General features: G+C 54.8%; 10 protein-coding genes and 1 tRNA gene. 1 reads left to right on the forward strand and 10 read right to left on the reverse strand.

Features of this window, described 5'->3' with window-relative positions:
- Positions 1 to 11: 11 nt before the first annotated feature.
- On the reverse strand, positions 12 to 1,652 hold the full coding sequence (locus tag IEX36_RS11375; protein WP_188759406.1) for a M1 family metallopeptidase: 1,641 nt from the start codon (positions 1,650 to 1,652) through the stop codon (positions 12 to 14).
- Between the two features lie 290 nt (positions 1,653 to 1,942).
- Here IEX36_RS11375 and IEX36_RS11380 point away from each other — a divergent pair, with 290 nt between their 5' ends.
- Entirely contained in the window at positions 1,943 to 3,475 is a 1,533-nt protein-coding gene (locus tag IEX36_RS11380; protein ID WP_229668903.1) for a DHA2 family efflux MFS transporter permease subunit, read from the forward strand.
- 53 nt (positions 3,476 to 3,528) lie between these two features.
- On the opposite strand, the gene IEX36_RS11385 is transcribed toward IEX36_RS11380, so the two are convergent.
- The 9 genes from IEX36_RS11385 to IEX36_RS11425 form a co-directional block, all read right to left on the reverse strand.
- Positions 3,529 to 3,604: transfer RNA gene (locus tag IEX36_RS11385), tRNA-Ile, on the reverse strand.
- A gap of 234 nt (positions 3,605 to 3,838) precedes the next feature.
- Positions 3,839 to 4,174: a cytochrome C oxidase subunit IV family protein gene (locus IEX36_RS11390; RefSeq protein WP_188759408.1), complete on the reverse strand. Its 336-nt coding sequence runs from the start codon at positions 4,172 to 4,174 to the stop codon at positions 3,839 to 3,841.
- Between the two features lie 45 nt (positions 4,175 to 4,219).
- Positions 4,220 to 4,930, reverse strand: a complete 711-nt coding sequence (locus tag IEX36_RS11395) for a cytochrome c oxidase subunit 3 family protein (protein WP_229668904.1) — start codon at positions 4,928 to 4,930, stop codon at positions 4,220 to 4,222.
- Between the two features lie 43 nt (positions 4,931 to 4,973).
- On the reverse strand, positions 4,974 to 6,647 hold the full coding sequence (locus tag IEX36_RS11400) for a cytochrome c oxidase subunit I (protein ID WP_188759410.1): 1,674 nt from the start codon (positions 6,645 to 6,647) through the stop codon (positions 4,974 to 4,976).
- Entirely contained in the window at positions 6,644 to 7,687 is a 1,044-nt protein-coding gene (gene coxB, locus IEX36_RS11405) for a cytochrome c oxidase subunit II (protein ID WP_188759411.1), read from the reverse strand. The genes IEX36_RS11400 and coxB overlap by 4 nt, the downstream gene beginning before the upstream one ends.
- A gap of 2 nt (positions 7,688 to 7,689) precedes the next feature.
- Complete coding sequence (locus IEX36_RS11410) at positions 7,690 to 8,487, reverse strand: SCO family protein (RefSeq protein WP_229668905.1); 798 nt, start codon at positions 8,485 to 8,487, stop codon at positions 7,690 to 7,692.
- 163 nt (positions 8,488 to 8,650) lie between these two features.
- Positions 8,651 to 9,328, reverse strand: a complete 678-nt coding sequence (locus IEX36_RS11415; protein WP_188759413.1) for a hypothetical protein — start codon at positions 9,326 to 9,328, stop codon at positions 8,651 to 8,653.
- Positions 9,318 to 10,643, reverse strand: a complete 1,326-nt coding sequence (locus IEX36_RS11420; RefSeq protein WP_188759414.1) for a hypothetical protein — start codon at positions 10,641 to 10,643, stop codon at positions 9,318 to 9,320. The genes IEX36_RS11415 and IEX36_RS11420 overlap by 11 nt, the downstream gene beginning before the upstream one ends.
- A gap of 33 nt (positions 10,644 to 10,676) precedes the next feature.
- Complete coding sequence (locus tag IEX36_RS11425) at positions 10,677 to 11,450, reverse strand: c-type cytochrome (protein ID WP_188759415.1); 774 nt, start codon at positions 11,448 to 11,450, stop codon at positions 10,677 to 10,679.
- Between the last annotated feature and the right edge of the window lies 1 nt (position 11,451).

Genomic DNA, 11,451 nt, shown 5'->3' on the forward strand with positions numbered 1-11,451 from the left:
ACGCCAAACTCCTACGACTTGCTCACATTCACGTAATACAAGTCTGTAGCCACACCGAAGTTCTTCTTCGAGAGTGGCGTCTTCATTGTCTGCCAGTCGGTAGTCGCACGAATCACCTGCCAGTGGTTCAGATCACCGACCCGGACCGGCATGGCGAAGTTCGTCTCATCCGCTTTCCAGCGATACGCCACCGTTCCAGCGCTTTCGTCGAACTTGAGCTCGAGTGTAGGTATCGCAGTATGGCGCAAGTATTGGTTGAAGATCGGTGTCAGGTCCATGCCCGTCTGCTGATTGAAGTACGCAATCACATCTTCCGTCATGATGTTTTGATACTTAAAGTGCTGATAGAAGTCATGAATCAGCGTGAACCACTTCTGGTCGTCATCCACGATGCTACGCAGAGTATTGATGAACAGCGCGCCTTTGAAGTACTGGTCCTCATCCGGCTCCGCATTCACGCCGCGTGGCATGACAATCGGCTGTTTGCCTTTCACCTTCGGCTTCAGCCCATTCAGATACTTGATAGCATCGGCCTCGCCCCACCAGTACTCGACATAGAGGCCTTCCATATATGTTGTCCAGCCTTCATGTATCCACATGTCCGAACGATCCGCCGCCGTGATGCTGTTGCCGAACCACTCGTGCCCGCTCTCGTGAATGATGATGAAGTCAAACCGCGGACTGACACCAACGCCCGTCCAGTCGCGTCCAAGATAACCATTCTCGAAGCCGTTTCCATAAGCCACAGCACTCTGGTGCTCCATGCCGGCATAGGGAACTTCAATCAACTTGTAACCATCTTTCTCAAACGGATACTGCCCGAAGTAGTGCTCGAAGGCCTCCAGCATCCCCTTCACTTGCGTGAACTGCTTCTTCGCTTTGGCGAGGTCTTCGGGCAGCGCATAGTAATCAAGCGTGAGCTTCTTGTACTTGTCGGAAAAGTGCTGATAATTCCCTATATTCAGCGCAACATCGTAGTTATTGATCGGATAGTGCACGTGCCAGTTCCACTGCGTGTAGCCGTCACCCAGATCGCGCTTCCCGGCGAAGCGTCCGTTAGAAACATCGATCAGCCCGTTCGGCACGGCAACGCTGATCATCATGCTCTTGACCTCATCGCGCCATTGGTCCTTATTCGGCCACCAGACGCTCGCGCCATTGCTCTCGCACGCAGTCGTAATCCACGGCTTACCTTCTTTGTCCTTCTTGAAAGTGAAGCACCCAAACCGCCCCTGTTCCTTCGGTTCACCCGAATAATAAAAATCAATTGAGTACTTGCGTCCCTTGCGCAGCATCGTCGGGAAATCGACAAAGACGGTGCCGCCGTCACGCGTATACTTGAGCGCCGTGTGCCCCTTGACGATTCTGTCGATGTGCATCGTTGGATACAGTTCGAGCTGGATGCGCTGACCCTCAGCAAGCATCCGAAACTGAATGGTGTTCTTTCCGGTGACGAACTTCCGCTCCGGATCCACGCGAATGTCGAGGTGGTAGTAGAGAAGGTCATTGTTCTCGCGATATGGGCCGTAACCACCGCGCAGGATATCGGCATGCTTTGGGGTAAAAGGAGTGGTTTGCCCAAAGACTGGTGCATGGAGAACGCCCAATAGAAAGGCTACGACTACATAGCTACGAAGAACGTCTCGAAACATCGCTAACAAGCCTACCGCGAATCACACAAAAGTCTCATCCCGCCTAGTTGCCAATTGCCTTCACCCTTGTAAATTATTCAAAATAAAAGATAAATAGTTAACCGAGCGGTTAAATTAAGAAATTCTCTTATCAAGGGAAAATCCTGAATCCAGCTTCAACTGGCTACAATCTAACTATCCAGTTAAAAATGGCGACTACTGTACTAGACCTCCCCGAGGCGCAACGACCGTCCGCGACCTCACACGCCGAGCGCCCGTGGCGGCCTCGCGTAAATCCATGGATTGTCGCCATGACGGTTACGTTGGCCACCTTCATGGAGGTACTCGACTCCTCAATCGCCAACGTTAGCCTGCCGCACATCGCAGGAGGGCTGGGCGCAACACAGGACGAAGCCACCTGGGTCCTGACCGCGTACCTCGTAGCCAACGCCATCATTCTGCCCGCTGGCGCGTACATGACCACCTTCATCGGGCGCAAGAAGTTCTACATGATCTGTGTTGCACTGTTCGGCGTCAGTTCCGCGCTCTGCGGTCTGGCGCCAACGTTACCCATGCTTGTCTTCTTCCGCGTACTGCAGGGCATCGGCGGCGGTGGCCTTGCACCCTCAGAACAAGCCATCCTGGCAGACACATTCCCGCCCGCGAAACGTGGCCAAGCATTCGCCATGTACGGTCTCGCCGTTGTCGTCGCGCCAGCCATCGGCCCAACGCTGGGCGGCTATATCACCGACCACTTTGACTGGCGCTGGATCTTCTTCCTCAACGTCCCCATCTGCCTGCTCTCGCTGTTCCTCACCTCGCGCATCGTCGAAGACCCGCCCTACGTCCACCAGCAGGTAAAGGAAACCCAGAAGCACGGTATCAAGCTCGACTTCCTCGGCTTCGGCCTGTTAGCCACCACCTTCGGTTCGCTTGAGTTCCTCATGGATAAAGGCCAGGAAGACGACTGGTTCTCCTCGCACCTTATCGTCTTCTTCGCCATCGCATGCGTGGCGGCGTTTGTGCTGATGATCTGGTGGGAGCTGCGCCAACTCCGCACCGGGCACCGGCCCATCCTGAACCTCACGCTCTTCTACAAGCGCAACTTTGCCATCAGCTTCACTCTGATGTTCGTGCTTGGCTTCGCGCTCTACGGAACAACGGTTCTGATCCCACAGCTTGTCCAAACACTACTGGGCTATACAGCTGAACTCGCGGGATTAGTGTTGTCGCCCGCAGGCTTCATGATGATGGCCATGATGCCCGTCGTCGGTTTTCTTTCAAGCAAAGTAGACCCGCGTAAACTCATAGCCTACGGTTTCATCATGCTGACTTCAGCACTAGTTGTCATGCACACGATGAATCTTGGCGTGAGTTACAACTACCTGGTCTTCCTGCGCTGTTTCCAGGCCTCAGGACTAGCCTTCCTGTTTATCCCCATCAACACGATTGCCTACATCGGTGTGAAGCAGTCGGAGAACAACGACGTCTCCGGCCTGACCAACCTTGCTCGCAACATCGGAGGCTCAGCTGGCACGGCCTTCATGGCCACCATGCTCACACGCCGCACCGCCGCGCACGAGACCAATATGGTGCGCAATCTGAGTACGGGAAATCCGGCGTTCGTAAACCAAGTGAACGCATTGAAGCATATGTTCGGCCAAGGCTTTCAGGCCACCCATTCTGCGGAAGCCTTTATCTATAATCAGCTTCACCGTCAGGCCGCGATGCTCGCCTACCTGGACATTATCCAGTACCTGGCCGTCTTCTGTGCCTGCATGTTGCCGCTGCTCTTCCTGATTCCTCGACCACCAGAACACCTTGACCCCGGTGCAGGACACTAATGGGACTCCTCCGGTCGAGGGTGAATCGGCAGTGTTTATGCACAGTTTAGGGGTGGTGGGCCCGGAGGGATTTGAACCCCCAACCAAGGGATTATGAGTCCCCTGCTCTAACCGTTGAGCTACAGGCCCGCATGTTGGCACAAATATCTCAGCCATTGAACCAATCGCACTTTGCGATTGGTTCAGAAAAAGGCTGTTGCCTCTCCAGTCTCGCATAGCAGCACGAGCCACGCCAAACCTCGAATTCCAGGCGGCGCACGCGAATAACTCCTAGAGATTGCTTCGTGTCAGTTGGATTCTTTATGACATAGAAAATGCGACCGCATAGGCCGCATTTCTATAAATATTGACTAGCGCAAAGGACTACCAGCGTCCCCAGGCGCGGCTCATGTAATCACTGAGAGTCATCGTGATGAGGACAAGGAAGGTGAAGAAACCCGCAGCAACCGTCATCTTGATGAGCTTGGATTGATACTTCACGTGCATAAAGAAGAGGATGACAATCACAGCCTTGGTGCAGGCGATAGCGAGCGCGACGACAGGGTTGAGGATTCCAAGATCGACGAAGGCCGCCTTCGTCGTAAGCCACGTCAAGATCAGTAGCGTGACGAAGACGATTCCATAAATCTTGGGTGTGACGATGTGGTGCTGACCGTGTTCAGGGTTAGTCACATTGGACGGATCGTGGTATTGGCTCATGCGCCTTCTCCTTCAGGCCAGTAAAAGGGGTTGCGTTGCCGCACGTTAGAGAGGATGTCGATCAATGAGGTAGAGCAGCGGGTATAGAAATAGCCACACAATATCGACGAAATGCCAATATAAGGCAAAGTTTTCTATAGGGGCTACATACCCCGAGGTAAAATCACCCCTTTGGGCCCTCCACATCAACCAGAACAGAATACCTACGCCGATAATCATATGCAGCGCGTGCATGCCGGTCATGGCGAAGTAGAGCGAAAAATAGATCTGCACCTTCTGCGCCATATCAGGCGCTAGAGGCTTTTCCTTGAGACCATAGGCCTCAGGATTCACAAATTGCGAAACGTCAAAGTGTGCGCCCGGAATGTGGTGAAGTTCCCACTTCTCGTGATATTCGTCATACTTAATCCCGAGGAAGACGAATCCAAAGACGGTCGTCAGCACAAGGAAGAGTAGGAGTAGGCCTTTTTTGCGCACCTCAGCCGCCCACACAGCCAGTGCCATGAAGAATCCTGAGGTAATCAAGATTGCTGTATTCGTGCCTCCAAGTGGAATGCTCAATTGGTTAGAGCCAACCACAAAGGCGTCATAGTACCAGTTGCGATAGAGCAGATAGGCAAAGAACATGCCACCGAAGAACATGATTTCGGTCAGCAGGAATAGCCACATCCCGAAGGTGCCTGCCTCTCGCTGCTGCTCCTCCGTCTCAAAATGGTGACGGTGCTGCGGCAGATACTCGTGGACGTGCTCTTCCACGTGAGCCACCTCGGACGTGTTCGTATTTGTCGCTACGATCGTGTTATCCAACGGTCGTCACCTCTTGTTCCATCTTCTTAGCTAACCACTCATAGTCATAGGCTTCATGATCCATGACAGGAATTTCGATAAAGTTTTCGGTCAGGGGTGGTGACTGAATCTGCCACTCAAGTCCGGTAGCCTGCCACGGATTGTTACCGGCGATCGGGCCGTACTTCAACGACCACGCCAGATAGAGGAGAGGCAGCACATATCCCACGCCGAGTACGGTTGCGCCTGCAGTCGAGAGAACGTTGAGCACCTGGAACTCTGGCGGATACGCATGATAGCGGCGCGGCATTCCAAGATAACCGAGCACAAACTGAGGCAAGAAGGTCAGGTTGAAGCCGATGAATGTAGTAACCGCAGCCAGCTTTGAGAGGGACTCTGGATACATACGACCCGTCATCTTCGGCCACCAGAAGTGAACCCCCGAGAGGAACGCCATCAGCATACCGCCCACCATCACGAAGTGGAAGTGAGCCACGATGAAGTACGTCTCGGTCAGGTGGATGTCCATACCAAGCGCGCCCAGGAAGACGCCCGTCATACCACCAATAGTGAACAGCCCCATGAATCCGAATGCATAGAGCATCGGAGTCTCGAAAGTGATAGAACCCTTCTGAAGCGTAAATGCCCAGTTGAAAATCTTAATAGCCGAGGGAACCGCGACAAGCATCGTCAGCAGCGAGAAGACCAGCGCCGAATAATTCGACACCCCCATGATGAACATATGGTGCGCCCAGACGAAGAAGCCAAATAGCGCAATGGCCACCGAGGAGAACGCTACGGCCGTGTAGCCGAAGACGCGCTTACGAGCAAAGGTGCTGACTACCTCGGAGATCACACCCATGCCTGGCAAGATCATGATATATACGGCCGGATGTGAGTAGAACCAGAAAAGATGTTGGAACAAGAGCGGGTCTCCGCCCTTCGTCGGGTCAAAGACTCCGATTCCGATCGTGCGCTCGAGTGCGACTAGAACGAGCGTGATCGCCAGCACAGGCGTACCGAGCACCATCAAAATGGATGCGGCGTAGTGCGACCAGACAAAGAGTGGCATCCGGAACCAGGTCATACCGGGCGCACGCATCCGGTGGATCGTAACGATGAAGTTCAAGCCTGTGAAGATCGATGAGAAGCCCGCAATGAAGATACCCAGCGCCGCCGTAACGACGTGCGTGTTCAGGTAGTGCGTCGAGAGCGGCGTGGTGAAGGTCCAACCCGTGTCAACGCCACCAAGTACCAATGCTGCCATGATAAAAAGGCCACCGACCCAGTAGAGATACCAGCTCAGTAGGTTGATCTTTGGGAATGCCAGGTCTTTGGTTCCCAGCATGATGGGCATCAGGAAATTTCCCAGCGTTGCTGGTACCGATGGCACCAGGAAGAGAAAGACCATGATAATGCCGTGCATTGAAAACAGCTTGTTGTAGGTATCCGAAGCCACCAGATCGGGCTGAGGAGTCAGCAACTCCAGGCGGATCAGGCCAGCAAACGCTCCTCCAATAAAGAAGAAAATCGTAATCGAGATCAAGTAGAGGATCGCGATACGCTTATGGTCGCCAGTGAACAACCAGCTGAGCAGACCATCCTCGTTATTGAGGTAGTGCCGCTTCGGCAGGGTTGCCGTCCGTTGGTCTGGAAGATTGAGGATGGTACTACTGGTTGCGCTCATGGCTTTACCGCCCCTGGCGTTGTTGGCGCCTGTTGGTTCGAGTCCGCCGTAGTCAGGGTCTCCTGAACACGGTAATTGCTTTGAAGGGTTTTGATGAATTCAACTAGATCAATCAGACCGTCCTCGCTGATCTGTCCCTGATAAGTGGGCATGATTGGTGCATAGCCCGATGTGATGTGCTCGGATGGATTAAGAATGGCATCGCGCAGGTAAGCGTCATCGACCAAAGCCTGCGAACCATTGGTGAGCGTCAGCTTAGAGCCATAAACGCCTGCAAGGTTCGGACCCCGGGCAGTGGCGCTGCCATTATGACAAGCATTACACCCCATGCTTGCGAAGAGACGTTCTCCGTTCTGGGCCAGTGACATGCCACTCGTGGACTCCTGCGTCCACTTCTGGTAGTCCTCCGGGTTCATCACCGTGACTTCACCGATCATGGCCGAATGGTTGGTGCCGCAATATTGGGTGCAGAAAATGTGGTAGGTACCTGGGGTTGTTGCCTGAAACCACACCGTTGAGTAGCGACCGGGAATCACTTCGCGTTTGACACGGAAATCCGGAATCGAAAAGCTGTGGAAGACGTCCTGTGAGATCATCGTCAGCTGGATAGGACGCCCCGTGGGAACGTGGAGAGCGTTGATCTCGTGCTGACCACCTGGATGCTCGGCTTTCCACATCCACTGCTTGCCAACGACGTAGATGTTCATCGCGTTGGCAGGAGGGGTATAGATGCGGAAGTAGAGAATGGCGCCCCAAACGAAGGTGATCAGAAACAGACACAACGGAATGATGGTCCAGGTAGCCTCAAGCAGCGTAGAGCCTTCAATCTGCTCGGCAACCGGGTGCTTCTCCTTGCGGTAACGGATCGAGAAGCCGAAAATGAGCGTGCCCACCAGGACAAGTCCGATCACCGTAATCGTGAGCAGGAAGAAGTAGAGCGCGTCTGCATAGGGCGCGATAGTGGACGCTTCGCGCGGGAACAGCGCTGAATTGGTCAGCCACTTAATGAGAAATTGCCACAGGACTTGACTAATATGCATCGTTACCCTTTATCCGTTTCTTTCTTGGTCAGGTCGTTCTCGCGCGCGAGCTTGAACTCTTGCCCAAAGCTGAAGAAGATGAAGCCTGCCAGTCCGGCGACAGTAATGACTCCCCCCAACTGGACGACCCTGACCACTCTCAAGGAATGAGTGTTCTTCTCTGGGTCGTACTCGTAACAGTAGGTGAGGATATTTGCCACCGGTGATCCTATTTTGTTCCCTGAAGCCTCAACGAGGCCGAGCAACATGTCCTTGGGAGAGTATTCAACCCCAAGGTAGTACTGCGCCAGCCTGCCGTCAGTCGTTGCAATCTCAATGGAGCTTGCATGTGCAAACTGCGTCATGCGGCCGTCAGGCCCAGGAACACGCACATAATCAAAGCCGACGGTGTTCGTAACCGCATCAATTGCAGGGCGCTGGCCTGTAAGAAAATGCCAACCTGCGGCTGTTTCAGGGTGCCCATAACGCTTGAGGTAGAAGGCCTTCTTCTTTGCCGCTAGCTCGGACGTCTCACTGGGATCAATGCTAATGACGACGACATTGAAGTCCTTGCCCGGCGTGAGATGAACCATCATCAGGGCACTGGTAAGGCCATCGAGCTCTTCCGAGCAAAGCATCGGGCAGTCGTAATAGACCAGGGAAAGAATTACGGGCGTTTTTCCGAAATAATCCCCGAGCTTAACCGTCTTGCCCGTTTCATCCTCAAAAGTGGCGTCTAGCGGCAACTTTTGGTTGAGATGCTGCTCTACTGTGACCTTCTGGAGCATCTGGGGCAGCTGGTCACCGTGGTTCTCGCCCATCTGCTTGTCGCCATAACCGGAAACCTGAGCCGAGGCACATACGGGTAGCAAGCTGCCAAGAAGAGCACAGCCGATTGCCGCGGTCCTCCAGATCCCCCGAGTTGTCCACCTGCCTGTCATGCTTTCCCTTACTTCCTATCGTAAGTCAACGCTTTGGCGGCTGCTATTTTGCCGCGCCAGGATCTGTGTTTTCAGCACTCTCTGCCCTGTTATAGGCGAGCTTCTGCTCACGAGCGGCGATGACGTCAAGCTCATATCCGGTTCGCGCAAAACCTGTAGTCAGTGGTGCCAGAATTACTGGGTTATCATCGCCAAACATTGCCGTTTCAGTCTTCTGGCCCGCCTGCTCAACGGGCAGTCCCTGCTGAGCAATCAGCGCCATGGCATGTGTGATCGGAATCCGAATGGTGCCGTTGTCAACGCTGTAGTAGTTCAAGAGCAGATCTTCCCGGGCGTGCAGATCGGCCGTAGACTGTTCGCCATCATCGATGTCGAGACGAGGCGCAGGAAAGGTCTGAGTAATCTGCTGGAGCTGCTTTTGCTCCATCTCAGCGGCACTGGCCATGTCTTGGCGCGGAGCATTTTCTGCGGCACCAGAGTAGTCGACGTTCTGGCTCCATTTATTGACCGGCCCGTCTTCTTTCTTGATGGCGCCATTGATAACCTTGCCCAACACGAAGCAGAAGACAAAGAAGATCAACACAGAGCCAAACAGTCCGGCCAGAAATACAGCAATGCCGTTGACGTTGACGTCGGTCGTCTCATACCCCGGATGATCAGCATCGCGCACACCATGCTCGGGGTTCAGCGGTTGGTTGATCTTGTTGTGCTCAGTGGACATGTTCGGGCTCCAGCATCTCTTCAAGGTGCGGGTCGTTGACGTTGACAAGCGGCCGCGCCTTCAACTCAGTAAGGAAGTAGGCAGCCCAGATTCCAACCACTGCCACCGGGACTGTAATGTAGGCCAGAATGCCAGCGTTGTTGTGAATGTGCAGGTTGCCAGCGGCGTCCCGGAAGTTCGGCTCGATCAGCCAGAACATGTCGACAAAGCGCGCGAAGATCATCCAGCTTGCCAGCCAAATCATTTTCTTCTTGTTGCGCTTGAGATCGCGCGAGAGTAGCAAGCAGAAGGGAATCAGCCAGTGGGCAATGAAGTCCAGTGAGCAGATATACCACCAGCCGCCGTGAATGCGGTTCAAATACCAAGGAATCTCGTCCGGAATATTGCCTGACCAGATGATGAGGAACTCGGCGAAGCAGAGATAAATATTAAGCATCACGAAGGCAAGAGCAAGCTTGCCCAAGTCATGCTGCTCAGTCACGCGCAACAGCGTCTTCATCGGCTCGTAGCGCGAGAGCATAATGACGATCAGAATGCCAAGCGCCAGCACCGCATAACCTTGGCCGACAAGGAACTGGAGGCCATAGATTGACGAGTACCAGGTCACGTCGAGCGACTTGATCCAGACGATCGAGAGATCGGTCAGCAGAATGACGTAGATAAGGATGCCGATGCCGCTGAGATTTTCAAACTTGATGCGCCAGCGGTCGAAGCTGCCCTGCGTTCCGCGCAGCGGGTCGGCGTCGCGCTGCAACGACCACTTGTTCAGGAAGTAGGTGAAGGTCAGCAGGATGGCGAAGGCGATCGCGAACTGTACCAGAGCGCTCACCGGGCTGAGCATCGGACGCTTGTCATTTGCGGTCAGCGCCTGTTCGAGCGTGATCCAATGCTTCGACAGCGCCTCAGCGGTCGTCGCGGCGGTCGGATACGCGGCCCACTGGTAGAGGTGCTTCATCCAAATAGCGATCGGGATGAACAGCAGCACAAGTCCCCACAGCGTTCGGCTCATAGCCTCGAGCGGACGGCGCAGCAACAGGCCCCACTTGCCACCCGTTACATGCTGAAGCATCAACATGCAGAGACCACCGCCGGCAAAGCCGAAGCAGGTCATCCAGCCCATCAGGTAAGCGCGGATGATGTGGTTCTTGCCCTCATGCGAAAAGCCGAAGGGGATCGTCAGCAGAACGCCCAACGCGGCGACGATCAACATGCGCGTCCGCCAGCGGGAGACGACGTTCTCCGGCGCGGTCAGCGTGGCAGGGAGCGGCCGCGGCCCGTGATGGCCGTTTGCTCCGTTATGTTCGTGTCCAGACATGCGTTTCAAGCCTTCGTTCGGAAGCTTCCGAGGTTACTGCTTCGGTGCGGTTGTGCCGGCTGCTGCCGGAGAATGCGTCTTTGCCGGTGCTGCTGCGCCGGAAGCCGAACTGCCGGGATCGGGAAGCACAAAGCTTTGATCGTTCGGCGTGCCGTAAGTCGCTGTCGCGGGTAGCGTCCAAGGCTTGGCAAACGATGCGGGCAGGCCTTCCTTCTCTGCAATGCTCGCCAGTGGAGCTGTATGCTCGTTGGTCGGGATATCAGCTTCGGTCGCATGCTGGCTCAACTGGAGCGCCTTGATGTAAGCGACAATAGCCCAGCGATCTACCGGAGCGACCTGCGCGGAGTAGTCAGGCATCGCACCGTAGCCGTTCGAAATGACATAGAAGAAGTGGCCGAGCGGGGCAGCTTCAAGTCGCGCCGTGTGGAAGTCGCCGGCGTGAGCATAGCCGCGCTGCACGATCATGCCTTCACCATTGCCCACACGCGAGTGGCAAGGCGTGCAATATACGTTGTAACGCTCCTGACCACGCTCAAGCACCTTCATCGTCACGGGGAAGGGCATCACGTTGCCTTCCTTGCCATCAATCAGGCCCGTGTAGAAGTAGGTGTCCTCATGAAGCTGATTGCGCGCCACGGTGCTCGCCACCTGAGGGCGCACCGAGCGACCGTCAGCGTAGAAGGTCGTACCCCGTTGCGGGAAGAACTTTGGTTCGTCGTGCATATCCTGGCGGCAGCCGGCAGCGACGAGCGTGGCAAGCGTCGCCGTGGCAAGCGCGAGTGACCGGACTGTCTTGTTCACTTGCATA

It is taken from the genome of Edaphobacter acidisoli, from assembly GCF_014642855.1.
Taxonomy (GTDB): domain Bacteria; phylum Acidobacteriota; class Terriglobia; order Terriglobales; family Acidobacteriaceae; genus Edaphobacter; species Edaphobacter acidisoli.

Bases quoted from the DNA above. Each gene is read 5' to 3' on its own strand.
- IEX36_RS11375 (WP_188759406.1), bottom strand. From the start codon at position 1,652: ATGTTTCGAGACGTTCTTCGTAGCTATGTAGTCGTAGCCTTTCTATTG.
- IEX36_RS11380 (WP_229668903.1), top strand. From the start codon at position 1,943: ATGACGGTTACGTTGGCCACCTTCATGGAGGTACTCGACTCCTCAATC.
- IEX36_RS11390 (WP_188759408.1), bottom strand. From the start codon at position 4,174: ATGAGCCAATACCACGATCCGTCCAATGTGACTAACCCTGAACACGGT.
- IEX36_RS11400 (WP_188759410.1), bottom strand. From the start codon at position 6,647: ATGAGCGCAACCAGTAGTACCATCCTCAATCTTCCAGACCAACGGACG.
- coxB (WP_188759411.1), bottom strand. From the start codon at position 7,687: ATGCATATTAGTCAAGTCCTGTGGCAATTTCTCATTAAGTGGCTGACC.
- IEX36_RS11410 (WP_229668905.1), bottom strand. From the start codon at position 8,487: ATGGGCGAGAACCACGGTGACCAGCTGCCCCAGATGCTCCAGAAGGTC.
- IEX36_RS11415 (WP_188759413.1), bottom strand. From the start codon at position 9,328: ATGTCCACTGAGCACAACAAGATCAACCAACCGCTGAACCCCGAGCAT.
- IEX36_RS11420 (WP_188759414.1), bottom strand. From the start codon at position 10,643: ATGTCTGGACACGAACATAACGGAGCAAACGGCCATCACGGGCCGCGG.
- IEX36_RS11425 (WP_188759415.1), bottom strand. From the start codon at position 11,450: ATGCAAGTGAACAAGACAGTCCGGTCACTCGCGCTTGCCACGGCGACG.